The sequence below is a fragment of the Pseudomonas sp. ArH3a genome, from assembly GCF_022648765.1.
Taxonomy (GTDB): Bacteria; Pseudomonadota; Gammaproteobacteria; order Pseudomonadales; family Pseudomonadaceae; genus Aquipseudomonas.
The window spans coordinates 1834502-1857828 of record NZ_CP080330.1; the positions used below are offsets into that span (position 1 = coordinate 1834502).

The 23327-nt window shown below is 61.2% G+C and carries 20 protein-coding genes; 9 read left to right on the forward strand and 11 right to left on the reverse strand.

Translation table 11 applies throughout. The annotated features are described in order from the left end of the window. Positions 1-5: 5 nt before the first annotated feature. The 8 genes from K0P33_RS08240 to K0P33_RS08275 form a co-directional block, all read right to left on the reverse strand. The gene (locus K0P33_RS08240; RefSeq protein ID WP_094950026.1) at positions 6-785 is read right to left on the reverse strand and encodes a transporter substrate-binding domain-containing protein; all 780 of its coding nucleotides are present in this window, start codon (positions 783-785) and stop codon (positions 6-8) included. 340 nt (positions 786-1125) lie between these two features. Continuing rightward, positions 1126-2760 (reverse strand): ATP-dependent DNA ligase, encoded by a 1635-nt coding sequence (locus tag K0P33_RS08245; RefSeq protein WP_094950025.1) that lies wholly within the window; start codon positions 2758-2760, stop codon positions 1126-1128. Further along, positions 2757-3761, reverse strand: a complete 1005-nt coding sequence (locus tag K0P33_RS08250; RefSeq protein ID WP_094950024.1) for a ligase-associated DNA damage response exonuclease — start codon at positions 3759-3761, stop codon at positions 2757-2759. Before K0P33_RS08250 ends, K0P33_RS08245 begins: the two co-directional genes overlap by 4 nt. A 192-nt stretch (positions 3762-3953) precedes the next feature. After that, positions 3954-6395: a penicillin acylase family protein gene (locus tag K0P33_RS08255; RefSeq protein WP_242154785.1), complete on the reverse strand. Its 2442-nt coding sequence runs from the start codon at positions 6393-6395 to the stop codon at positions 3954-3956. Positions 6396-6551: 156 nt separating this feature from the next. Then, a complete protein-coding gene (locus K0P33_RS08260; RefSeq protein WP_003189235.1) occupies positions 6552-6752 on the reverse strand; it encodes an SEC-C metal-binding domain-containing protein in 201 nt (66 codons plus the stop codon). Further along, positions 6749-7231 carry an LEA type 2 family protein gene (locus K0P33_RS08265; protein ID WP_094950022.1) on the reverse strand — a complete coding sequence of 161 codons (483 nt, stop codon included), beginning with the start codon at positions 7229-7231 and terminating at the stop codon, positions 6749-6751. Before K0P33_RS08265 ends, K0P33_RS08260 begins: the two co-directional genes overlap by 4 nt. Positions 7232-7250: 19 nt before the next feature. After that, a complete protein-coding gene (locus tag K0P33_RS08270; protein WP_094950021.1) occupies positions 7251-7721 on the reverse strand; it encodes a YchJ family protein in 471 nt (156 codons plus the stop codon). A gap of 2 nt (positions 7722-7723) precedes the next feature. Beyond that, positions 7724-8221, reverse strand: a complete 498-nt coding sequence (locus K0P33_RS08275) for a DUF6231 family protein (RefSeq protein ID WP_094950020.1) — start codon at positions 8219-8221, stop codon at positions 7724-7726. A gap of 190 nt (positions 8222-8411) precedes the next feature. On the opposite strand from K0P33_RS08275, the gene K0P33_RS08280 reads away from it, so the two are divergent. The 3 genes from K0P33_RS08280 (at position 8412) to K0P33_RS08290 (ending at position 10312) form a co-directional block, all read left to right on the forward strand. Continuing rightward, complete coding sequence (locus K0P33_RS08280) at positions 8412-9107, forward strand: OmpA family protein (protein WP_094950019.1); 696 nt, start codon at positions 8412-8414, stop codon at positions 9105-9107. A 160-nt stretch (positions 9108-9267) separates the two neighbouring features. After that, the gene (locus K0P33_RS08285; RefSeq protein ID WP_094950018.1) at positions 9268-9561 is read left to right on the forward strand and encodes a DUF1145 domain-containing protein; all 294 of its coding nucleotides are present in this window, start codon (positions 9268-9270) and stop codon (positions 9559-9561) included. Continuing rightward, positions 9554-10312 (forward strand): hypothetical protein, encoded by a 759-nt coding sequence (locus K0P33_RS08290; RefSeq protein WP_094950017.1) that lies wholly within the window; start codon positions 9554-9556, stop codon positions 10310-10312. Before K0P33_RS08285 ends, K0P33_RS08290 begins: the two co-directional genes overlap by 8 nt. 102 nt (positions 10313-10414) lie before the next feature. Here K0P33_RS08290 and K0P33_RS08295 read toward each other — a convergent pair whose 3' ends face one another. Then, positions 10415-10879: a CopD family protein gene (locus K0P33_RS08295; RefSeq protein ID WP_242154787.1), complete on the reverse strand. Its 465-nt coding sequence runs from the start codon at positions 10877-10879 to the stop codon at positions 10415-10417. Between the two features lie 99 nt (positions 10880-10978). On the opposite strand from K0P33_RS08295, the gene dinG reads away from it, so the two are divergent. From dinG to K0P33_RS08325, 6 genes are all read left to right on the forward strand, one after another. Further along, positions 10979-13123, forward strand: coding sequence for an ATP-dependent DNA helicase DinG (gene dinG, locus K0P33_RS08300; RefSeq protein ID WP_094950015.1), 2145 nt, complete (start codon positions 10979-10981; stop codon positions 13121-13123). 98 nt (positions 13124-13221) lie between these two features. After that, positions 13222-15519, forward strand: a complete 2298-nt coding sequence (locus K0P33_RS08305; RefSeq protein ID WP_242154789.1) for a beta-galactosidase — start codon at positions 13222-13224, stop codon at positions 15517-15519. 81 nt (positions 15520-15600) lie between these two features. Beyond that, positions 15601-16746 carry a serine hydrolase domain-containing protein gene (locus tag K0P33_RS08310; protein ID WP_242156012.1) on the forward strand — a complete coding sequence of 382 codons (1146 nt, stop codon included), beginning with the start codon at positions 15601-15603 and terminating at the stop codon, positions 16744-16746. Positions 16747-16889: 143 nt separating this feature from the next. Then, the gene (locus K0P33_RS08315) at positions 16890-18038 is read left to right on the forward strand and encodes an OmpA family protein (RefSeq protein ID WP_242154791.1); all 1149 of its coding nucleotides are present in this window, start codon (positions 16890-16892) and stop codon (positions 18036-18038) included. Positions 18039-18065: 27 nt separating this feature from the next. Then, the gene (pdxH, locus tag K0P33_RS08320) at positions 18066-18713 is read left to right on the forward strand and encodes a pyridoxamine 5'-phosphate oxidase (protein WP_094950011.1); all 648 of its coding nucleotides are present in this window, start codon (positions 18066-18068) and stop codon (positions 18711-18713) included. Positions 18714-18973: 260 nt separating this feature from the next. Further along, positions 18974-19438, forward strand: a complete 465-nt coding sequence (locus K0P33_RS08325) for a glycine zipper 2TM domain-containing protein (RefSeq protein ID WP_003189251.1) — start codon at positions 18974-18976, stop codon at positions 19436-19438. Positions 19439-20249: 811 nt separating this feature from the next. On the opposite strand, the gene K0P33_RS08335 is transcribed toward K0P33_RS08325, so the two are convergent. Both K0P33_RS08335 and nhaA read right to left on the reverse strand, forming a co-directional pair. Continuing rightward, a complete protein-coding gene (locus K0P33_RS08335; protein ID WP_242154795.1) occupies positions 20250-21872 on the reverse strand; it encodes a methyl-accepting chemotaxis protein in 1623 nt (540 codons plus the stop codon). A gap of 198 nt (positions 21873-22070) precedes the next feature. Then, complete coding sequence (gene nhaA / locus K0P33_RS08340; protein ID WP_242154797.1) at positions 22071-23246, reverse strand: Na+/H+ antiporter NhaA; 1176 nt, start codon at positions 23244-23246, stop codon at positions 22071-22073. Between the last annotated feature and the right edge of the window lie 81 nt (positions 23247-23327).

The following is a 23327-nucleotide window of genomic DNA, read 5'->3' on the forward strand; positions in this document are numbered from 1 at the left end:
GGGTGTTATTTACCGCTGTACAGGTTCAGATCGCCGAAGTGTTTCTTCTGGATAGTGGCGTAGGTGCCATCATCGTGTAACGCTTTGATACCTTTATCGAGTAAGGCCTTGAGGTCTTTGTTACCTTGTTTGATACCGACCGCCGTTTTGGACGGCAGCAATGGGTCGTCGATGGCCTTGCTGACTTCGTAGTCAGCGCCTGCCGGCGACTTCAAAAAGCCCAGTTCGGCTTGCAGCATGTCCTGCACCGAAGCGTCGAGACGGCCGGACGTCAGATCGGCATACACCTGATCCTGGTTGGCGTAGGCTTTGGTGGTCACACCGGCCTTGTCCAGTACCGCCTTGGCGTAGGCTTCCTGAATAGTGCCTTGCTCGTAGCCTACCGATTTGCCCTTGAGGGACTCAGGCGTGGAGTAGTTCGCGCCTTTTTTGAACACCAGGGAAGTTGGGCCGGAGAACAGCTCGCTGGAGAAGTCGATCGCCTTTTCACGGGCTTCGGTCACTGTCATCGAGGAAATCACGCCGTCGAACTTGTTGGCGTTGAGGCCTGGAATCATGCCGTCGAAATCACTTTCAACCCACTTGCACTTAACCTTCAGCTCGGCGCAGATCGCATTGCCCAGGTCGATATCGAAGCCCACCAGGCTGCCATCGGCGGCCTTGGATTCGAACGGCGCGTAGGAAGGATCGACACCAAAACGCAATTCCTTGTATTCCTTGGCTGTCGCAACACCAGCAGCCATGCACAGAGCCAGTGCAGAAAGGGTCAGCAATGCTTTTTTCATTATGTAATCCCTGGAAACCAAGATAAGCGCTTGTGGCGCGTTTAGGACTGTTACTGAACGGTGTCAGACGGATCACAAGTAGCAATTTCTGCACCATAGTTCCGAATGTAGTTCCGAATGAGCTTTTTAAAAGGTGGGATAAGGGAGATCTGAGTGTAGGAGATGCCCGAAAATGGGCGTTGATTTTTCAGTGCACCATTTTGGATCTGACGCAGATCAAAATGTGGGAGCTGGCTTGCCTGCGATGGCGGTGGATCAGGCCCAATCTATTTACCTGACCCACCGCCATCGCGGGCAAGCCCGGCTCCCACATGGTTTTGCATGGTTTGTAAGTGACCAGTCAGGCCAATAGATCTTGCAAAGTTCCTAGGTTGTCAGCGTCATCCACCGCCTTATCCTGCCGCCACCGCAACATCCTGGGAAACCGCACCGCAATTCCGCTCTTATGCCGCTTGGACAGGGCAATCCCTTCAAACCCCAGTTCAAACACCATGCTCGGCGTCACGCTGCTGACCGGGCCGAATTTCTCTACCGTGGTTTTGCGCACGATAGCGTCAACCTTGCGCATTTCCTCGTCGGTCAGCCCTGAATAGGCCTTGGCGAATGGCACTAACGTGCGCTCCGTGCCTGGCGGGCCGTCCCACACCGCAAAGGTGTAGTCGCTATATAAGCTGGCGCGGCGACCATGGCCGCGCTGGGCGTAGATCAACACCGCATCGACGCTGAACGGCTCGACTTTCCATTTCCACCACACGCCCATGTCCTTGGTGCGGCCCACGCCGTACAGGCCATCCTTGGCCTTGAGCATCATGCCTTCCACGCCGAGGCGGCGAGAGTCTTCACGTTGCTGGGCCAGGTCGGCCCAACTCGTGCCCGTCAGCAACGGTGATGGCAGCAGCACCGGCTGCTTGCACTGAGCAATCACCTGCTCAAGCTGGGCGCGGCGCTCGGCCTGGGTGCGGTTGCGCCAGTCGGCGCCCTGATGTTCCAACAGGTCGTAGGCCAGGACGGCGACGGGCGCGTCCTCGAGGATTTTTTTGCTCAGGGTCTTACGGCCAATCCGCTGCTGCAGCAGGGCGAAGGGTTGCACCGACGCCTTCCACACCACGATTTCGCCGTCGATGACTGTGCCGTCCGGCAAGCCGCTGACCAGGCTGTGCAGTTCCGGGAAACGTTCAGTAACCAGCTCTTCACCCCGGGACCAAACCCACAGCCGGCCCTCACGCTTGACCAGTTGCGCGCGAATGCCATCCCACTTCCATTCCACCTGCCAGTCGGCGGGCGAACCGAGCAGGGCGTCGAATTGCTCCACCGGTTGCGACAGGCCATGGGCGAGAAAAAACGGATAAGGCTGCCCGCCGCGTTGCGCATGCTCGTCGGACGATTCGGCGGCGATCAGCTTGAGGTAGCCCTCTGCCGTAGGACGATTGGACAAGTCGGTGTAGCCCACCAGCCGCTGGGCAACGCGTTTACTGTCCAGGTCAGCCATGGCCGCGAGGGCGCGGGTCACCAGCAGTTTGGACACGCCCACGCGAAAGCTGCCGGTGATCAACTTGATGCACACCATCAGGCTCGGCTGATCCAATTGTGCCCATAACGCGGGTAGGCGCTCGGCCAATTCCAGCGGCGGCAAACCACGCAGGGGCAGGAGTTTTTCTTCCAGCCACACCGCCAGGCCGTCCTGCGAGGTGTAAGTGGATTCCGGCAGCAGCAAGGAAATGGTTTCGGCTAGGTCACCCACCGACTGGTAGCTCTCTTCGAACAACCACGGTTCGATGCCCGATGCTTCGGTGGCCATGTCCCTAAGCAGGCGCGTGGGCACCAGTTGCCGAGGCCGCCCGCCGGACAGAAAGTAAACCGCCCATGCGGCATCTTCAGGCGGGGCTTGGCGAAAGTAGGCTTGCAGCGCCGCGAGCTTGGCATTGCTGGACGTGGTGGCGTCGAGGTTGGCATACAACTCGGCGAAGGCTTTCATGCCGTGGCCTCTTCTTCGTCATCGCCGTATTCGGTGCTGAAGCCCTGGGCATCCAGGCCTTTTTCCCGCAGGTGGCGCACCAATACGCCGACAGACCCGTGGGTGACCATCACCCGTTCGGCGCCGGTGTGTTCGATGGCCCACAGTAGCCCCGGCCAGTCGGCGTGGTCCGATAGCACAAAGCCGCGGTCCACACCGCGCCGCCGCCGTGTGCCGCGCAGGCGCATCCAGCCACTGGCGAAGGCGTCGCTGTAGTCGCCGAAGCGCTTGATCCAACTGCTTCCGCCCGCGGACGGCGGGGCGATGATCAGCGCTTGGCGCAGTAACGGGTCGGTCTTTTTGAAGTCGCCGGCGTAGAGGGTTTCGGGGATATACACCCCGGCCTCGCGGTACACACGGTTCAAGGGTTCGACCGCGCCATGGCTGAGGATCGGGCCGATGCTGGCGTCGATACCATGCAGGATGCGCTGGGCTTTGCCGAACGAATAACAGAACAACACGCTGGCCTTGCCGGCGGCACTATTGGCCTGCCACCAGTCATTGATCCCGGCGAAGATCTGCGCTTGGGGCTGCCAGCGGTAGATCGGCAGGCCAAAGGTGGATTCGGTGATAAAGGTGTGGCAACGCACGGGTTCGAACGGCGCGCAGGTGCCGTCGGGTTCGACCTTGTAGTCGCCGGACGCGACCCAGACTTCGCCCTGATATTCCAGGCGCACCTGGGCTGAGCCCAGTACATGCCCGGCAGGGTGAAAACTCAGGGTCACGCCGTGGTGCACGAGTTTTTCGCCATAGGCCAGGGTTTGCAGGTTGATGTCCTGGCCCAGGCGCGAGCGCAGGATGCCTTCGCCGGGCGCGGCGGCCAGGTAATGCTGGTTGCCGGTGCGGGCGTGGTCGCCGTGGGCGTGGGTAATGACTGAGCGTTCCACCGGGCGCCAGGGGTCGATGTAAAAATCTCCCGCGGGGCAGTAGAGGCCTTCGGGCCGGGCAATGACAAGGTCCATGGGCGTGCCGGGGCAATGGGCTTATCAAATAGGAGGAGAGGCGCAGCACAGAAGTTCTATCGGAATGCATGCAGTGGGATCGTTCCCACGCAGAGCGTGGGAATGCAGCCCTGGACGCTCTGCGTCCGCTTTTTTATGGCGTGACGCGGAGCGTCACAGGAGGCATTGCCACGCAGAGCGTGGGAACGATCATTACTTGCCGGGAGTGAGGGTCAACCGAGTCTTCCCATACACCTTCTCAAAATTCTGCGGCTGCATCGGGAAGCTCAGGTATTGCGCCTTGAGCGACGCATCGATGCCGTTCGCATAGTTCGGGCTGGCCGGGTTGCCGGATTGGCCGATGCCGCCCTGGCCTATCATCGGTTCCACCTGGCCGAAGTCGACAATCATGCGCAGCGCCGGCACCTGGGTGGTGTTGAAGTCCTGGCCCCAACTGTACGGCGCCGGGTTCAAGGTGTTGTGGTCGCCGCCACTGGCCAGCGGGCCGCGAATCACCTGGCCGTTGGTGTTTTTCCAGGTGGTGCTGTGCAGTTTGCCCCACTGCCAAGCCTTGTGGTCGCCACCTAACTGACTGTCGCCAGCTGTGATTGCGGCAGCCAGGCTGCGGGCCAGGATCGCCGGTTTGTCTTCTTTCTGCGCGGTGCGCGCGTCGTCCCAGAACGGGCTGTCTTCGCGGCCCAGCAGGTGGTCGGCGTTGGCGGAGTAGGACAGGTTGGCGTTGCTGATAAAGGCTTTCCAGCTGGCGCTGTTTTCCGGGCCGAGTTCGTCGAGGAAGATCTGCTTCGTGCTTTCCTGGAGGAACAGCTCGTAGATCGCCGCGTCGGCGGAAGTCGGCGCCAGGCGCCCATCAAACGCCATTAGGCGGTTCAGCGCCTCGCGGGCCTTGGTCGCGTCGGCCGCCGGCAGTGCATCAATCGCCTGTTTCAACGGCTGAGCCATACCCGGCGCCTGGAACATAGTCTTGAGCTTGGCGGCGAACGTGGTGGTCTGGTCGTATTGCATGGCGATCATGCTGCGGCTGTCATGCTTGCCGGCATTGGCCAGTTGCGCCAGGCGCTCGCTGCGCTCCGGCGCATCCCAGGAGTTGGACAACTGCATGCCATAGCCGCGCGGCGCGGTGCGCTGGTTGGCGGTGCCGATCCAGCCTTGGGCCGGGTCCTGATCATACGGGTGCAGCATCGCGTCGGCGTAACCGTCCCAGTCAAAGCGTGTGTCCCAGCCCGGCGAGGGCAGCAGGCCTTCGCCTTCGCGGCGGTTGGGGAAGCGGCCGGTGACTTGCCAGCCGATGTTGCTGGCGTCGGCGAAGATCATGTTCAGGGCAATCGCGCGGATTTCCCGGGTTGCGTCCGAGGCCTTGCCGGCGTTTTGCGCACGGGACAGGTCGAAGAACGCATCCAGGCTCTTGTCGTCCTTGAAGTCGGCGGTTTGCAGGGCCAGGCCGAAACCGGTGTTCAGGGCCTGGCTGCTGTTGAGCAGGGCGCCGTGGCGGGTTTCGTATACCACTTCGCGCAGTGGCCGCTGGCCCTTGGCGAAGAAGGTTTCGTTACGCACGGTGGCCGGTAGCCATTTGCCGTTGTTCTCGTAGTACAACGCGCTGCCTTGGCGTTTGACCTTTTCCAGGAACAGGTCCTGGGTGTCGCCTTTGACCGCACTCATGCTCCACGCCACTTTGCCGTTGAAGCCGGACAACAGGGTCGGCAGGCCGGCAATCGAGGCGCCGACCGCTTGGTATTTCGGTGCGCGAATCTGCACGTAGCTCCACGGCGACGGCGCTTGCGGCTGGGCGGCAAGGTCGCTGGCCAGCAGGCTTTTGCCGCTGCGGCTGCGTTGTGGGCCGATCGCCCAGTTACTCGAGGTCGTCACCGCCAGTGCATTAAGGCTGTTGAGTTGCTGGCCGACGGCGTCCAACCCGGCGAGGCCGGTGATCTGCCCCAGGTTCACGCCCTTGAGCTTGTCGGTTTCGGCCAGTGGGATCGGCTCATCCGGCGCGCTAGGGGTGAGCCAGGCGAGCTTGTCGACCCCGACTTTCTGCGCCAGCACCAGCGACGAGAGTTCTTCCTGCAGGTTGCTCGACTCGCTGAAATTCAGCAGGCAGAACAACAGCGCCGAATCTTCCGGCTTCCAGTACTCAGGCTTGTAGCCGGTCTGGGCCAGGTCCGGCGGCAGCTTGTCGCGGTAGCGGAACAGGTAGGCGTTGACGCCACGGGCATACACTTCAAAGAAGCGCTTGAGGCGCGGCGACGAGGCGTTATACAGCTCGCCGGCGCTTTTTTTCAGGTTGACGGCACGCATGAAGCGGTCGACGTCCAGCACTTGCGGCCCGGACATTTCCGCCAGACGGCCCTGGGCCAAGAGGCGCAAGGTGACCATCTGCGTGATGCGGTCGCTGGCGTGTACATAACCGAGGCTGAACAGCGCGTCATGGAAGGTGTTGCTTTCGATCAGTGGCATGCCCTGGGCATTGCGGCGTACCGATACATTCTGGGCCAGGCCTTTGATCGGCTGCACGCCGGCAACGGGCGGCAGGGTGTCCTGGGTGCTCTGGAGCTGGCAACCGGCCAGGCTTAATGCACTGGCCACTGCCGCGGCAACGCCGAACCGGGGAAGAAAATGTGAGAGGGCTGGCGAGGCCATGGCAAAGCTCCTGCGGGGGGTAGCGTCATTAAAGGCGCTACGTTAGTGAGCGCGGCGAAACGACGCAAGCAGGAGTTTTGGGTTAAGCGTGAGAACTTAAGTCTTGCGCAAATCAATGTGGGAGCGGCGCTCCCACATTTGGATCTTCAGCGCGGCTTATGCCCCGTGGCACTTCTTGAATTTCTTTTCACTGCCGCACGGGCAAGGATCGTTGCGGCCAACGTCCTTCAACGCATTGCGCACCGGCTCTTGGTGAGCGTGGCCGCAGTTCGGGCCGTGGACATGGCCGTGGTCGTGATCATGATGATCGTGATCGTGGTTGCAGTCAGGACCATGGACATGGGGTTGCTGAGTCATCGATGTCGCTCCGGAATAAAATCGCCGGGGATTATCTCGCCATTGTGGGCCACCTGCACGTCATTACCGATGAATAATCCGGTTTTCAGCTCGCCCTCCAGGCGATAGGGCACGGGCTTGCTCGGATTCTTCAGCATCTGCACTACATCGCGTATCTGCGGCCAAAGGTTGGTGCGCACCGTCACCCTGAAAAAAGCGTGGCCGCGCGGTGGCACGGTCAGCCATTCGTTGGACTCGCCTTCGGTCAGCACAAAATCGTCCAGGCTGACCTTGTAGATCAGGCCGCGCACTGTGAGGTCGGCGTCGTCGCGGTTGTCGACGCGAAAGTACAGCTTGAATTTCTGCTCCAGTAACTTGGCCCGCACCACTTCGACTTTCACCAGCGATACATGGGGCGCGGGCGCATCGTCTGCGAACCACGAGGCGCAACCGCTCAGGCCCAGGGTTAACGCCAGCATCAAGCTGTAAATCCGAAGCATGGCGTGAGTCCTGTGGTGGTTAGAGGTAGCTGGAGCAGCACTTCTTGAATTTCTGCCCACTGCCACACAAACATACATCATTGCGCCCGGCCTTCACCTCCACCGTCGGGTCGATGAAGTACCAGCGCCCCTCATTCTGTACGAAAGACGACTGCTCACGGTGGCTGTGTTCGCCGGTGCTGTCGTGCCAGCGCGCGGTAAAGGTCACAAAGGCATGCTCCGGCTGGCCGCCAAACACCTCGGAGCTTTCCACTTCAAGGCCGAGCCAGGTGCTCTGGGCACTCCAGGTGCCGATGGCGACGCGGTCCAGGCCGGCTTGTTGCGCGGGCAACGTGGTGGCGACCAGATAGTCCACCAGCCCCAGCACATAGGCACTGTAGCGCGAGCGCATCAGCGCGGTGGCGCAGGGCGCCGGGTGGCCGGCGTGATAATGGCCGCAGCAGGCCTCCAGCAGATTGCCGCTGCCACAGGGGCAAATGGATGTACTCATGGTTACCACCAATACTTTCCGAAGTTTTCCGGGTTGGCCCAAAAGCGGGCGTTGAGCCAGTCCGGCACCTGTTTATAGTCAAGCAGATCATAGGTAAACAGCGTCAGAACCTGATCATCGCGCTGGAACCGTTCGCCGGCCTGCAGGGCCAGGGAGAAGAAGTCGGTGTCCTTCCAGCCGCAGGCGCCCAGATCGGCCAGCACCGCAATGCGGCTGGCATTGAGGTTGCGAATGCCGCCGAGCAAGGTCAGGCCTTGCGGTTTTGACAGGTGCTCCAGGCAATCGACCACCAGCGCCAAGTCAAAACGCTGCGCCGCCAGCTCTGCCGGCAATGGCCCGGGCGCAGCGATGGCGACAACGGTGCCCGGGTGCTCGGCTTGAAACGCCTCCAGCGCCGGAAACTGGCTGGCGCCCAACAGCAACAGGCGTTTGGGCTGGTGCAGATCCAGCAAAGCGGCCAGCGCTTGCTGTGGCGTACGGGAAGAAATACCAGCGATCATCAGAGATCCTCACATCAGGACCCTAGAGACTAGCGCGGCTGAGCCTGCGGGCCTAGAGCGGGCGGCGGCGAAAAGTCCTGCGTGAACGGCCAACCTCAATAAATACGGGGGTGCGGCGCAGTGGCGCAGATGAAAAGAGCCGTCTTTACTCCACCTGTCGGCCCTCGCCGACCCCCTCAGGAGAAATCAAATGAGCATCATGCGGACAGCTCTACCCTTGGTTCTGCTAACCGGAGTATTGACAGGTTGCGCAGGTTTGCAAAAAACCGATTGGCCCACCTGTGCCGCAGTCGGTGGTGTGACGGGCGCTGCGATTGGCGCCACTGAAAGTTCGGCGTACGCCGGCGCTGGCGCGCTGCTGATCGGCGGCATGGCTGGCGCCTATTGCTGGGTGCACGGCGATGGCGACGAAGATGGCGATGGCGTACCGGACAGCCGTGACAAGTGCCCGGGCACACCAAAAGGCATGCAGGTGGATGTGAACGGTTGCCCTCCGGTGCCGGTGGCGGCCGTGGTTGAGGAGGTGGTGGTAGTCAAGGAAGAAACCATCGTGATCCGCGATGTGCACTTCCAGTTCGACTCGGCCAAGCTCACGGCGGCGGACAAAACCAAGCTCGACACCATCGCCACGCGCCTGAAACAGGAAGCTCCAAGTGCGCAGCTGCGGGTCAGTGGGCACACCGACAGCGTCGGCAAAGACGCCTATAACCAGAAACTCTCGGAAAAACGCGCGCACTCGGTGACGGATTACCTGGTTAGCGCGGGCGTGCCGCGCAGCAACTTTGTATCGGTGGTCGGTGCGGGCGAAAGCCAGCCGGTGGCCGATAACAACGCCGCTGACGGGCGCGCGTTGAACCGCCGTGTGGAAATCAAAATCAGCCGCTGACGGCCTTTGCCCCTGTGGGAGCCACAGGGGCATTGCTGGCGATCCTCGTCGAAACCGCAGGCAAACCAGCCCTTTATCAAGTTTTTTCAACCTTCACTGGCAAATCGCCTGCAGAAGTCGGTACTGTGCGCCCAAAGAATAATAGGCAGGGGCATGCGGGATGAAGGTGTTTTGGGGGTTGGGAAAGTTTCTGACGTTGCTGTTCTGGGTCGTGGTAGTGGTCAATCTGTTCCGGCCGCTCGCCAATCCGTTTCACCTGTTGGTCAGCCTGGCCGGCAGTCTGTTGTTCCTGACCCATCTGTTGGAACTGCTGTTGTTCAACAGCAGCTTGAAACACCGTGCCCACCCTTGGCGTGACCGCTTGCAGATTCTGCTGGTGGGGATGTTCCATGTGCGGGGCCTGTCGGCGCCTGCCGCAATTGATGAAACGAACAAGGAGGCCAATCATGCGTAAGGTTTTTCTGTTGGCCCTGTTGGTCAGCCCCATTGCCCTGGCCCAGAGCGTCAGTGTCGAAACCAACTCGCTGATGCGCCTGCCCAGCAGTACCAGCGTGTTGCAGCTCGAACGCCTGGATGTGGCGGACTACGGCACGTTGCTGGTGCCGGCCACCATCAGCCAAGTCACGGTGGATGAGCTGCATTTGGGGCGTGAGGCGCGTATCGCCATCGCCCCCGGCAATACCGCGCTGCAATTGCAGGTGCGCAATGCGCAGCTGGAACATGGCAGCCAGATCACCTCGCGCGGCGCTCCCGGGACCCACGAACGGCCGGCCAAGGCCGGGCGTGATTTGGTCTTGCGCATCAATGCCCTGAGCGCCGAAGAGCTGTCGGTGGATGCCCGTGGCGGCGCCGGTGCCCAAGGTTATGCGGGCCTGGATGGCGCCAACGGCGTGGACCCGGGCTGCACCTGGGGTTCGGCCGGGCGCGGCGCCAATGGCGATAACGGTGGCGATGGCCTGCCAGGCGCGGCGGGCGCGACCGTGCGTGTCGAGCTGCCGCAGAGCTTCCCGGCGGAGCAGATCAAAGTCTGGGTGGATGGCGGGGCCGGCGGTTTGGCCGGCACGGCGGGTAAGCCGGGTAAAGGTGGGCAATCCAAAGGCTGCGTGGTGTATCGCGCCGATGGTGGCGACAAGGGCCGACCTGGCTTGGAAGGGCAACCGGGGCCGGCAGGGCCTGCGGGGGCTGTGACTATTCAGCGGCTCTGAGTCGCCTGGTCTGACGCCATCGCGGGCAAGCCCGACTCCCACATTGAAATGCGATTACCTGTGGGAGCCGGGCTTGCCCGCGATGGCGGAATAAAGATCGCCTCAGAACATCGGCCGAGCCGAAGCAATCGCCACCACCACCAACCCAACAATCAGATTAATCCCCACCAACTTGCGAATCTGCCCCAGCGCAGCCGCACCTGTCGGCCAATCCTCAGCCGCCACCGCCTTGCGCAGTTCCGGGAACTTCAACGCCTGGATACGGATAAACAGCGCCGTCATCACCAGATACAAGCCCATCATCACTTGCACATAGCGCGGCGCGGTCTCAAACCCGCTGAAGCGCAGTTGCAGCAGGCCGATGCCGCTGATCGGCAAAACCGCCACCGCGACCCAGACCCACACGAAAAAACGTTGAAACACATTCGCCCACAGCTTGAGCCGGGCAGGGCCCTCAAGTGCCGCCATGGCGGCGGGGCGCAGGATCATCCAGGCGAAAAACATACCGCCGACCCAAACCAGGGCGGCCAATACATGCAGGGTGTAAGCGAGGCTAAACGCGGTCATTGTGGTACTCCGTTCTGCGCGGGATTAATTAGCGGGGTATGATAGCGGCCGATCCGAACCACTGAAAATTTATCCAGCGTTTTTTGCGCCCGACTATCCATGATCAGCACTGAACTTAAAACCACGATCCAGGGCGCCTATTCGCGTTTTCTCGAAGCCAAGAGCTTGAAACCGCGCTACGGCCAACGCCTGATGATCGCCGAAGTCGCCAAAGTCCTCGGGGATATCGACACCGACGACGAAGGTCGGCGCAGTGGCGACCCCGCGATCGTGGCCGTCGAGGCCGGCACCGGCACCGGCAAGACCGTGGCCTACAGCTTGGCCGCGATCCCGACTGCCAAGGCCGCCGGCAAGCGCCTGGTGATCGCCACCGCCACCGTCGCCCTGCAAGAGCAGATTGTCTACAAAGACCTGCCTGACCTGATGCGCAACAGCGGCTTGAATTTCACCTTCGCCCTGGCCAAGGGGCGTGGCCGCTACATGTGCCTGTCCAAGCTCGATGTATTGCTGCAGGAAGGTCACGCGCAAACCGCCACGGCGTCGCTGTTCGAAGAAGAAGGCTTCAAGATCGAGGTTGATGAAGTCAGCCAGAAGCTGTTTACCAGCATGATCGAAAAGCTGGCCGGCAATAAATGGGACGGCGACCGCGACAGTTGGCCCACCGCCCTGGAAGATGCCGACTGGGCACGCCTGACCACGGACCACAGCCAGTGCACCAACCGCCATTGCCCCAACTTCGGCCAGTGCGCCTTCTACAAGGCCCGCGAAGGCATGGGCAAGGTCGACGTGATCGTCACCAACCACGACATGGTCCTGGCTGACCTGGCCCTGGGCGGCGGCGCCGTGCTGCCGGACCCGCGCGACACCCTTTACGTATTCGACGAAGGCCATCACCTGCCCGACAAGGCTATCGGCCACTTCGCCCACTACACGCGCTTGCGCTCCACTGCCGACTGGCTGGAAACCACCGCCAAGAACCTCACCAAGTTGCTGGCCCAGCACCCGCTGCCCGGCGACCTGGGCAAGCTGATCGAGCAGGTGCCGGAGCTGGCGCGCGAGATCAAGACCCAGCAGCAGTTCATGTTCAGCGCCTGCGAACAGGTCGCCGACTTCAAGCCCGGCGAAGACGTGGAGGGCCGCGAGCGGCCGCGTCACCGCTTTGTCGGCGGGTTGATCCCCGAGCACATGCGTGAAATGGGCATCGAGCTCAAGAAGGGCTTTTCGCGCCTGACCGACCTGTTCACCCGCCTGACCGACTTGCTCAAGGAAGGCATGGACGGCGAGGTCAACATCGGCATCGCCAGCAACCAGGCTGAAGAATGGTATCCGCTGTTCGGTAGCCTGTTGTCGCGTTCCCAGGGCAACTGGGAGTTGTGGACCGCCTTCACCGTCGAAGACCCGGAAGACAACCCGCCAATGGCGCGTTGGCTGACCTTGTCAGAAAGCGGCGCGCTGTTTGATATCGAGGTTAACGCCAGCCCGATCCTTGCCGCCGAAATGTTGCGCCGCAACTTGTGGAACGTGGCCTACGGTTGCCTGGTGACCTCGGCCACGCTGACGGCCCTGGGCACCTTCGACCGCTTCCGCATGCGTGCCGGCCTGCCGAAAAAAGCCGTCACCGCCGTGGTGCCGAGCCCGTTCCACCACGCCGATGCGGGTGTGCTGCGGGTGCCGGACCTCAAGGCCGACCCACGGGACGCGCCGGCGCACACGGCGGCGATCATCCGCGACCTGCCGGCGTTGGTTGAAGGCTCGCGGGGCACCCTGGTGCTGTTCTCCTCGCGCAAACAGATGCAGGACGTGTTCGACGGCCTCGACCGCGACTGGCGCAAGCAGGTGTTTATCCAGGGCAACCTGTCCAAGCAGGAAACCCTGAACAAGCACAAGGCGCGCGTCGATGGGGGCGATTCCAGCGTGCTGTTCGGCCTGGCCAGTTTCGCCGAAGGCGTGGACTTGCCCGGTGCCTACTGTGAGCACGTGGTGATCGCCAAGATCCCGTTCTCGGTGCCGGATGATCCGGTCGAGGCGGCTTTGGCCGAATGGATCGAAGCCCGTGGCGGTAACCCGTTCATGGAGATCTCGGTGCCGGATGCTTCCTTGAAGCTGGTTCAGGCCTGCGGGCGCTTGCTGCGTACCGAGGAAGACCGGGGCACCATCACCTTGCTCGACCGCCGTTTGGTCACGCAGCGCTATGGCAAAGCCATCCTCAATGCTTTGCCGCCGTTCAGGCGCGAAATTTCTTAAGCCGCCGTGGGCGAATTCGCCCACTTCGTGGTCTATCTCACTGCTATCGATGTATGTCATCAGGCCAGTCACCGGCCGTTTGGGAGAACCTTGTTCGTATGATTCGCACGCTGCCCGCTCTTTTTGCCTTGTTGTTCGCTGCGCCCCTGATGGCCGCGCCTGCCGGGCAACAAACGCTGTTCAATTTCGTCCGGCCTGCCGATGTGGTCAAGGTGGCGACCCTGGACGCCAGCCTGCCGCAATACAACGCCGAACAAACTGCTGAAGGTGAAGTGCTGCGCCGCATCACCTTCAACCCGGCGGCTGAGCCGAGCCTGGTGCTCAGCCCGCAGACCGGCGTGTGGGACTGGTCGCAGTCCGGCGCCATGAGCCTGCGTATCCAGAGCGCGATGGACTGGGCGCTGACCCTCTACGTCAAAGTGCAAAGCACCGACGGTAAAACCTTGGTCAGCCGCATCGACCTGCCAGCCGGGCCAGCGCAGACCCTGCTGATACCGCTGCAAGCCAACACCCCGCTGAGCCAAGGCATGAAAGCCGGCCCGCCGATGCCGATCACCGTGGACGGCCAGCGTGTATTGCTGGCGGGCAGCGCCGGGGAAATCGACCGCAGCCAGGTGGCGTCGGTCACCCTGTCGATGGTCAAGCCCAACGCCGCGCAAAGCATCCTGCTGGAACGCTTCGGGGTTCAGGACAGCGAGCCGGTGCTGAAGGTGGCCTACAGCGAACTGGTGGATGCGTATGGCCAGTCCACCCGCGCGCGCTGGCCCGAAAAGGTCAGCAACGATGAACAACTCAAGGCCGCAGCAGCCAAAGAGCAGCTACAACTCAAGGGCTGGCTGGCTGAGCGCGACAAGTCTTCCCTGGACCAATACGGCGGCTGGAACAAAGGCCCGGCGTTTGAAGCCAGCGGTTTTTTCCGCACCGAGAAACGCGACGGTCGCTGGTTCTTGGTGACGCCGGAAGGCCATCCGTTCTACTCCTTGGGCGTCAACACCGTGGCGCCGGACAACAACCAGACCTATGTGGCCGGTCGCGAGTGGATGTTTGCCGCGCTGCCCAAGGCCGGCGAGCCGTTCGACACGTACTACGGCAGTGGTGATAACCGCGGCGGCAACGGCGCCGACCAAGGCCGGGGCTTCAATGTGGGGCGTTGGTACGATTTCTACGGCGCCAACCTGCAGCGTGCTTACGGCACCGACGGTTTTGATCAGAAGCGCTGGGTCACGCACACCCTAGACCGCCTGCAAGCCTGGGGTTTCAATACTGTGGGCAACTGGAGCGACGAGGATTTGGCCCGCGCCGACCGCGTGCCGTACACCTTGCCGCTGTCGATTGTCGGTGACTACGCCAGCATCAGCACCGGCACCGACTGGTGGGGCGGCATGCCCGACCCGTTCGACCCGCGTTTTGCCATGGCCACTGAACGTGCGGTGGCCATTGCTGCTCGCGATCACCGCGACGACCCGTGGCTGATCGGCTTCTTTGCCGACAACGAGCTGGCCTGGGCCGGTCCCGGCGACGATGCAAAATCCCGTTACGCCTTGGCCTACGGCACGCTGCGCATGACCACCGACGTACCGGCCAAGCGCGCATTCCTCAAGCAACTGCGCGACAAGTACCGCAATGAAGACGGCCTGTCGAAGGCTTGGGGCATTCACCTGGCGGGCTGGGAGCTGATGGAAGACCCAGGCTTCGAGCCGCCGATGCCAAACCCTGAGCATCCGGAGATCGAAGCTGACTTTAAATACTTCCAGAAGACCTTCGCCGATGCGTATTTCAAGACCATCTCCGATTCGCTGAAATGGCACGCGCCCAACCAGTTGCTGCTGGGCGGCCGTTATGCCGTGAGCACCCCGGAGGCCGTGGCGTCCTGCGCGCAGTATTGCGATGTGCTGAGCTTCAACATGTACACCCTCAAGCCGCAGGATGGTTATGACTTTGCCGCTCTGCGAGCCTTGGATAAGCCGGTGCTGATCACCGAGTTCAACTTTGGCTCGGCGGACCGTGGCCCGTTCTGGGGCGGCGTGACGCAGTTGGCCAAGGAAGAAGACCGTGGCGTGGCCTACAACAACTTCCTCAAGCAGGCCATGGCTGAGCCGTCGATTGTCGGTGTGCACTGGTTCCAGTACTTGGACCAACCGGTGACCGGGCGTCTGCTGGACGGTGAAAACGGCCACTTCGGTCTTGTCGGCATCACCGATGTGCCGTTCCAGGGCTTTGTCGACAGCGTGCGTAAAAGCAACCTGGCGGCGGTCGACCAGTTGGGTAAAGAGGCGCAAAAGGCCAAGGCCGCCAGCGCGGTTCGTGAGAGCGAAGGCGGCAGGTCGGGGAGTGCAGGCAAAGGCGCGGGGCAGGGCGCCGGGCACGCCGGCGGTCACTCTGGAAACGGCCATTGATTCATCGATGACGGGTTCACAAAACCCCTAATGACTGGAACAATGACGGCCACTTCTTACAGGGTTTCCGAGGCGGGTCAGGTGCAGATTCAGGGTCATTACGAACTTCAGTTCGAAGCGGTACGTGAAGCGTTCGCCGCGTTGTTCGATGACCCGCAGGAGCGTGGTGCTGGGCTGTGTATCCAGATCGGCGGCGAAACCGTCGTCGACCTGTGGGCCGGCACCGCCGACAAAGACGGTGCTGAAGCCTGGCACAGCGACACCCTGGTCAACCTGTTCTCCTGCACCAAGACCTTCACCGCCGTCACCGCCCTGCAATTGGTGGCCGAGGGCAAGTTGAAACTCGATGCGCCCGTGGCTGACTATTGGCCCGAGTTTGCGGCGGCCGGTAAAGAAACCATCACGCTGCGCCAGCTGCTCTGCCATCAGGCCGGGCTGCCGGCGATCCGCGAGATGCTGCCGGCCCAAGCCTTGTACGACTGGCAACTGATGGTCGACACCCTGGCGGCCGAAGCTCCGTGGTGGACGCCGGGCGAAGGGCATGGCTATGAGGCCATCACTTACGGCTGGCTGGTCGGTGAATTGCTGCGCCGTGCCGACGGGCGTGGGCCGGGTGAGTCGATCGTCGCGCGGGTTGCGCGGCCATTGGGCCTGGACTTCCACGTGGGCTTGGCGGATGAAGAGTTTTATCGTGTTGCCCATATAGCGCGCAGCAAAGGCAATATGGGCGATGAGGCCGCGCAACGATTACTGCAAGTAATGATGCGCGAACCTGCGGCCATGACTACGCGTGCATTTGCCAACCCACCGTCTATTCTGACCAGCACTAATAAGCCCGAATGGCGGCGCATGCAGCAGCCAGCGGCAAATGGTCACGGTAATGCGCGCAGCCTGGCGGGTTTTTATAGCGGATTGTTGGACGGTAGTTTGCTGGAAAGCGACATGCTCGAACAATTGACCCGCGAACACAGTGTCGGGCCGGATAAAACCTTATTGACCCAAACCCGTTTCGGTTTGGGTTGCATGTTGGATCAACCGCACTTGCCCAATGCCACGTTCGGCCTTGGCCCACGTGCGTTTGGCCATCCTGGGGCTGGGGGGGCGGTGGGGTTTGCCGACCCGGAACATGATGTAGCGTTCGGTTTCGTGACTAATACACTGGGGCCTTACGTACTTATGGACCCGCGTGCACAGAAGTTGGTCGGAATATTGGCCGGTTGTCTGTAAAGAGCTTGCTGTTTCACGTTTTTTTGTTACAAAGGCAACTATAAGAAGGCGCTGAACGAAATTTTGTAACTTTAATGTTCTGTAAGCGTCTGTTTAACGGGTCAACCAGACCCCCCGGTTTTTTCTCATTTTGTGGATATCTCATGTTATCGAACAAGTCCTTGGCACTGGCGCTGTGCCTCACTATTACTGGCTGCGCACAAACTCCACAAAATGATGCCGAAGGCGGGCATTGGTGGTCATTTGGATCTGACAAGGCTGCTACCAAGGACGCAGTAACCCAGACCGACGTCAAGCCGGATGCAAAACCAGCCGCTGGCGCCAAGCCTGCCGCGCCGGTGGCTGCTGCTGCTCCTGCGCCCGCTGCTGCCCCGGTAGCCAAGGCTGATGCCGACGGCTCTAGCTGGTGGCCGTTCTCTTCCAAAAGCGCCGACGAAAAGGCCGCCGATGCCAAGGCTGACCTGAAAGCCGACCTCAAGGCCGCTGACCCGGCGACGCCTGCAGTCGCCAAGACTGACAGCGAGCCACGCTGGTGGTGGCCGTTCGAGAGCAAGCCAAAGCCACTGGCCAAGGTCGACGTGACCAACGTGCCGATGCCCGACCCGAAAATCACCCAAGCCTGGCTGGACGACTATGAGCCGCGCTTGCGCGCTGCTATCAAGGACAGCAACCTGCAACTGGAACGTCGCGACAACGTACTGGTGGTGATTGCCCCGGTAGACGGTTCCTACAACCCGAAACGCCCGGCGATGCTGCTGCCGGTTACCCTGGGCCCGTTCACCCGTGTTGCCAAGGCTGTTGAAGCTGACCCAAAGACCGCCGTACTGGTCCTGGGCCACGTTGATGCCACCGGCGCCGCCCCGGCGAGCCAGGCCTTGACCAAAGAGCGCGCGCAATCGATCGCCTCGATTTTCAGCCTCAGCGGCCTCAAGCAAGACCGCCTGATGCTGCGCGGCATGGGCGACCTTATGCCGCGTGCTGCCAACGACAGCAATCAGGGGCGTGCGCTGAACCGTCGCATGGAAATCATGTTCACTCAGCGTACAACTATGTTGGCCCTGCTGAGCAAGTACAACTCGGGCAAGACACCGCCTGTAGCCGAAATGGTGGCTGTGCAGAATGTGCCTGCCCCGGCGCCTGCTGCAAAAGCTCCGGCGAAAAAGGCTCCAGCGAAGAAAGCCGCTGCCAAGCCCGCCGCTAAAAAAGCCCCGGCTAAGCCAGCTGCCAAGAAGCCAGCCCCAGCCAAAGCCAAGGCCGCGACACCGGCTGCCAACGACCAGGCGAAAAACTGATCTGCTGAACCATAAGGATAAAGCCGCATGACCCAGGCACTGGCCGATATGCGCCGTGACTACACACGCGATGGTTTGAGCGAGGCCCAGGCCCCGGGCGAGCCGTTTGCGTTGTTCCACCAGTGGTTTGGCGACGCGGTGAAAACCGAGCAGCCACCGGTGGAGGCCAATGCCATGACCCTGGCCACGGTCGACCAGGACGGTCGCCCGCACTGTCGCATCCTGTTGCTCAAGGGGTTGGATGCACAGGGCTTTACCTTCTTCACCAATTATCAGAGCGCCAAGGGCGAACAGCTTGCGGCGCGGCCTTTTGCGGCCATGACGTTCTTCTGGCCCACCTTGGAGCGCCAGGTGCGTATCGAAGGGCGGGTGGTCAAGGTCACGCCTGAAGAGTCGGATGCTTATTATCAGGTCCGCCCGTTGGGCAGCCGACTTGGTGCTTGGGCCTCGCCGCAGAGCCAAGTCATTCGTGACCGTGAAGAGCTGCAGGATTTGCTCAAGGCTACCGAGCAGCGTTTCAGCGACACCCAACCCGACTGTCCTGAGCATTGGGGTGGCTATCGCCTGCTGCCCGAGCGCATCGAGTTCTGGCAGGGCCGCGCCAGCCGCCTGCATGACCGCCTGAACTATCGCCTGCAAGCCGGCGAGTGGACGCGCGAGCGCCTGGCGCCCTGAGCTGCACCTCTCGTCACATCCCCCGAATGTTGCCTACCACACGAAGTCTCTCTCCTAGAGGCTTCGCGTGTGCTGCTGCACGACTACAATGAACGGGCCCATGGCCGTCTTTGGAACAAGGGTGAGAGCTACCGTTCGTCTATTTTTCTGGTACTGGCAGTCTGTACTGAGGCTGAATGAAAGCAATTTTCTGACGTGCTTGCCGTGACAGGCGCCAAGCTGCGGCGTCTAATGAATACCTGTCCTTTGGAGTTGAAGCTATGCGTAAGTCCGTTTTACTAGTTGCCTGCTTTACCACCCTGTCGTTGTTGTTGGGTGGCTGCGCCTCGAGTCTGACCGGCGACTCGTACTCCCGTGACGAGGCGCGCCGTGTACAAACCGTTCGCATGGGCACCATTGAATCCCTGCGTCCGGTGAAAATCGAAGGCACCAAGACCCCAATCGGCGGCGCTGCTGGCGCAGTCATCGGCGGCGTTGGCGGCAGCGCCATTGGCGGTGGCCGTGGCAGTATCGTCACCGCGGTGATCGGCGCCGTAGCCGGTGGCCTGCTGGGCTCGGCCACCGAAGAAGGCCTGACCCGTACCCAGGGCGTGGAAATCACCGTTCGCGAAGACGACGGCAGCATGCGCGCCTACGTACAAGCCGTGCAGGAAAATGAAATCTTCCGCATCGGCGATCGCGTACGCATCATGACCGTTGACGGTACCAGCCGCGTTACGCGTTAAGCGTCGGCCGTAGCAACACAAAACCCCAACCGGGTAACCGGTTGGGGTTTTTTGGTTTTGTGGGCTGGGATTGCCGATAACATTTCTAGCTCTGTTATGTCGGGCACCGCTGCTCCATTGCACGATCTACTAACAGTCCCGCCAGTCCGAGTAGCTGCCCAATTGCTAACAATTGGCTGCGTAGTTTTCCGTCCGTTGTTTCTGCTAAATCAGAGGTCAGCCCGCCTGCGCCTATCAGGGTTTCGTATGCATTTACCAATAAGGCCTCTGTGTCGGCGGCTGAGTTAATCGAAAACAGTGGTTCGTAACCATTGGGTGGCGCAGTGCCTGAGTGTCTAACGGAGGTGGGTTCGGTGTGACCTTGTACATGGGTGGAGCCGCCCCTGATCGCCGCGACGCGATGGAAGGTGGCAGCTGTACGCAGGTTCGCGGACCGAGAACTTGGAACTCGGCATACCGAAGGTATCCCGCGCACAGCTGCCATAACACGAAGCGTCAGCCATAGGAGTGGCTGACGAAAAGCGATGGCAATTATGCATCAAGTTAACAGGCCGCGACGCCTGATCGCTGAGTGTCAGCGAATGGGGGAGACTAGTGCGTCACTTGCTGCAAGGCAATCCTGGCGACTCGTGGGAAATGTCTGATGGGTTTCTCCGGTAGCGCAAGAAACGCAGGCAATAAAACACCCTTAGTCGGGCGGTTTTTTTTGCTGGATTTAAGGCCCAACTCATGGAGGGCCGAGTATGTCGAAGTTTGCCTGTGGCGAGGGGGTAGCATTCGGTCAGGCATTGTGAAGTTTTAAAGCCTCACTTCAAACCTGAAAGTGCTTCACCATCGTGTTCAATTCATGCGCCAGGCTGGCGAGGGATTGCGAGGCGGCCGTCGTTTGGGTCGAGCCTTGCGCCGACTGAATCGACAGCTGTTGAATATTCAGCAAGTTGCGATCAACCGCCCGTGCAACGTCGGCCTGCTCTGCCGCCGCCGTGGTAATCACCAGGTTACGGTCGTTGATCTCATCGTTAGCCGCCAGGATATCCGCCAGCGCTTGCTGAGCCAGCTCGGCCAACGCCAGGGTCTGCTGGGTCATGGTGCTGCTGTCGAGCATGGTGTGGACGGTGCTGGCGGTATTGGTCTGAATACTGCCGATCATTTGTTCGATTTCCTGGGTCGATTGGGCCGTTCGGTGGGCTAGGGCGCGCACTTCATCGGCGACCACCGCAAAACCACGCCCGGCCTCACCGGCACGCGCCGCTTCGATGGCCGCGTTCAGGGCCAACAGGTTGGTTTGCTCGGCAATGGTGCGGATCACATCAAGTACTTTGCCGATACCTTTGGCTTGCTCAGCCAGGCCACCGACTTGCCTGGAGCTGACCTCAACACCACGGGTCAGCGCCTGGATGGCATTCAACGCCTCGACCATGCGCTGCTGGCCTTTCAAGGCGATGCTTCGCGACTCTTGGGAAAGGTCGGAGGTCGAGGCGGCATTGCGCGCCACCTCTTCAATCGCGGTGGTCATCTCGGTGACGGCCGTGGCCGCTTGCTCGATCTCCCCATGTTGCTGCTGCAGGTCGCGGCTGCCCTCGGCGGTCACGGCGTTAAGCTCCTCGGCCGCAGCGGCCAGTTGGCTGGATGAGCCGGTGATTTGCCGCAGGGTCTGCACCAGGTTGTTACGCATGGTCTCTTGAGCCCTGAGCAGGCGAGTGGCCTCATCGTTGCCTGTCGGGTTGATGGGCTGGGTGAGATCGCCCTTGGCGATGGTTTCGGCCACCTGCACGGCTTCAATGATCGGCCCGGTTATGCTTCGGGTCAGCAGCCAGGCGACCAGCACTGTGCCGCCACTCACCAGCAGAATGACGATCGTGATGCCGCTCACCGCATGCTGGTAGGCGCCTACAGAGGTCTGCCCGGCTTGTTCGGCGCCTTTGTTGGCGAGGTCTATCAGTTGATCGAAGTTCTTGGTCATCTGCTCATAGCTTTCTCGAATGCTGTTGAGAAAGTCGCGGGCGCCGGCCTTATCGCCTGAGCGTGAGCGTTTGAGCATTTCGGTGTGGTTCTTCGCGTAGGCATCCAGGCTTTGGTTGAACACCTCCAGCCGTGATTGTTCCTCAGGCGTGCGCAGCAGCGCTGCATATTGCGCGAGCTGTTCCTTGACGCTTTTCAGGCGGCCGGCGGATTTGTCTTCATAGGTCTGCATGTCCGCATCGCCAGACGACAGGATGTGCGCCATTTCTCCCAGGCGAAAACGGTCGAGCGAGGCATTGGCCAGGGCCAGGAGCCTGACGCGCTGCATCCAATTGTTCTGAATGTCGGCAGCCTGTGACTGGACTTCGCCTATCTGCTTGAGGGCGAACAGACCGAGAAACACACTCAGCGACGCAATAGCCGCGAAGCCGATAAAGGCTCTGGCGGCGATTCTCATATTTCTCAGGAACATGGGGTTTTCGCTCGGGCTGGAAACGCGTTGGGGAGCATTCTCGGGCGTGTGTCCCGGGCGGGGACAGTTGGAGCGCCACAATCACTAGTCGGCGGCGAGCGCGAAGTCTTTAGGCGTTTGAGAAAAGTGTCATCTGCGGAAAAAGAAAAACCCCAACCGGGTGACCGGTTGGGGTTTTTGGTAGTGCTTTCAGAACGCTCAGGCTTTCTTGCGACTCGCCATCGCCGTCACCGCATAACCTATACACGCTGCCAGGATCGACCCGGTCAGAATCCCCATTCGATCCTCCCCGGCGAATTCACTGGCGCCCGGCACAAACGCCAGGGAGCCGACAAACAGGCTCATGGTAAAGCCGATACCGCACAGGATCGCCACCCCAAACACCTGGCCCCAGTTCGCGCCGCTGGGCAGGGCCGCAAGGCCGGTCTTGATGGCGAGCCAGGTGAGGCCGAACACGCCGACGGTCTTACCGATCAGCAGGCCGGCCGCGATGCCCAGAGGCACGTGATGGGTGAAGCTCTCCACGCTGACCCCGGTGAGGGACACGCCAGCATTGGCAAACGCGAACAGCGGCAGGATGGCGTAAGCCACCCACGGGTGCAGGGCGTGTTCCAGGGTCAGCAATGGCGACGTTTCGGCGTTCTTGGTGCGCAGCGGAATACAGAACGCCAAGGTCACACCGGCCAAGGTGGCGTGTACACCACTTTTGAGCACACACACCCACAGGATCAGACCGATGATCAAGTACGGCCCAAGTTTGATCACGCCCAGGCGGTTCATCGCAATCAAGGCAATCAAACAGGCGCCTGCACCCGCCAAGGCCGCACCCGACAGGTCGGCGGAATAGAACACGGCGATGACGATGATCGCACCGAGGTCATCAATGATGGCCAGGGTCATCAGGAACAGTTTCAGCGACACCGGCACACGCTTGCCCAGCAGGGCCAGCACGCCGAGTGCGAAGGCAATATCGGTGGCCATCGGGATCGCCCAGCCGGAAAGCGCGGCAGGGTAGTCCTTGTTGATTGCCCAGTAGATCAGTGCCGGCACCACCATGCCGCCAATGGCCGCAGCGCCGGGCAAGACCACTTGCGATGGCTTGGACAGGTGGCCGTCGAGCAGCTCGCGCTTCACCTCCAGGCCGATCAGCAGGAAGAACAGAGCCATTAGGCCGTCGTTAATCCACAGCAGAGCGGGCTTAGCGATTTTCAGCGCACCAATTTGTGCCACCACCGGTACGTCAAGGAAGGCGCTGTACAGGTGCGACAACGGTGAGTTGTTGATGATCAGCGCCAAGGCGGCAGCGGCGATCAACAACAGACCGCTGGCGGCTTCCAGCTGGAAGAAACGGGTGAAAGTGCTACGCAGAGGCAAGGGATGCTCTCCAATCAAGGTTCAATAGGTGGGTACCCTAACCCGTACGGTTAGTTGTTAAAACAAAAGTTATATTCTTAT

What these genes read in the sequence shown, in the direction of transcription:
- K0P33_RS08250 (WP_094950024.1), bottom strand. Translation starts at nt 3,761, where the DNA reads ATGGACCTTGTCATTGCCCGGCCCGAAGGCCTCTACTGCCCCGCGGGA.
- K0P33_RS08305 (WP_242154789.1), top strand. Translation starts at nt 13,222, where the DNA reads ATGATTCGCACGCTGCCCGCTCTTTTTGCCTTGTTGTTCGCTGCGCCC.
- K0P33_RS08295 (WP_242154787.1), bottom strand. Translation starts at nt 10,879, where the DNA reads ATGACCGCGTTTAGCCTCGCTTACACCCTGCATGTATTGGCCGCCCTG.
- K0P33_RS08240 (WP_094950026.1), bottom strand. Translation starts at nt 785, where the DNA reads ATGAAAAAAGCATTGCTGACCCTTTCTGCACTGGCTCTGTGCATGGCT.
- dinG (WP_094950015.1), top strand. Translation starts at nt 10,979, where the DNA reads ATGATCAGCACTGAACTTAAAACCACGATCCAGGGCGCCTATTCGCGT.
- pdxH (WP_094950011.1), top strand. Translation starts at nt 18,066, where the DNA reads ATGACCCAGGCACTGGCCGATATGCGCCGTGACTACACACGCGATGGT.
- K0P33_RS08290 (WP_094950017.1), top strand. Translation starts at nt 9,554, where the DNA reads ATGCGTAAGGTTTTTCTGTTGGCCCTGTTGGTCAGCCCCATTGCCCTG.
- K0P33_RS08255 (WP_242154785.1), bottom strand. Translation starts at nt 6,395, where the DNA reads ATGGCCTCGCCAGCCCTCTCACATTTTCTTCCCCGGTTCGGCGTTGCC.
- K0P33_RS08245 (WP_094950025.1), bottom strand. Translation starts at nt 2,760, where the DNA reads ATGAAAGCCTTCGCCGAGTTGTATGCCAACCTCGACGCCACCACGTCC.
- K0P33_RS08325 (WP_003189251.1), top strand. Translation starts at nt 18,974, where the DNA reads ATGCGTAAGTCCGTTTTACTAGTTGCCTGCTTTACCACCCTGTCGTTG.
- K0P33_RS08275 (WP_094950020.1), bottom strand. Translation starts at nt 8,221, where the DNA reads ATGATCGCTGGTATTTCTTCCCGTACGCCACAGCAAGCGCTGGCCGCT.
- K0P33_RS08270 (WP_094950021.1), bottom strand. Translation starts at nt 7,721, where the DNA reads ATGAGTACATCCATTTGCCCCTGTGGCAGCGGCAATCTGCTGGAGGCC.
- K0P33_RS08265 (WP_094950022.1), bottom strand. Translation starts at nt 7,231, where the DNA reads ATGCTTCGGATTTACAGCTTGATGCTGGCGTTAACCCTGGGCCTGAGC.
- K0P33_RS08260 (WP_003189235.1), bottom strand. Translation starts at nt 6,752, where the DNA reads ATGACTCAGCAACCCCATGTCCATGGTCCTGACTGCAACCACGATCAC.
- K0P33_RS08280 (WP_094950019.1), top strand. Translation starts at nt 8,412, where the DNA reads ATGAGCATCATGCGGACAGCTCTACCCTTGGTTCTGCTAACCGGAGTA.
- K0P33_RS08285 (WP_094950018.1), top strand. Translation starts at nt 9,268, where the DNA reads ATGAAGGTGTTTTGGGGGTTGGGAAAGTTTCTGACGTTGCTGTTCTGG.
- K0P33_RS08335 (WP_242154795.1), bottom strand. Translation starts at nt 21,872, where the DNA reads ATGTTCCTGAGAAATATGAGAATCGCCGCCAGAGCCTTTATCGGCTTC.
- K0P33_RS08315 (WP_242154791.1), top strand. Translation starts at nt 16,890, where the DNA reads ATGTTATCGAACAAGTCCTTGGCACTGGCGCTGTGCCTCACTATTACT.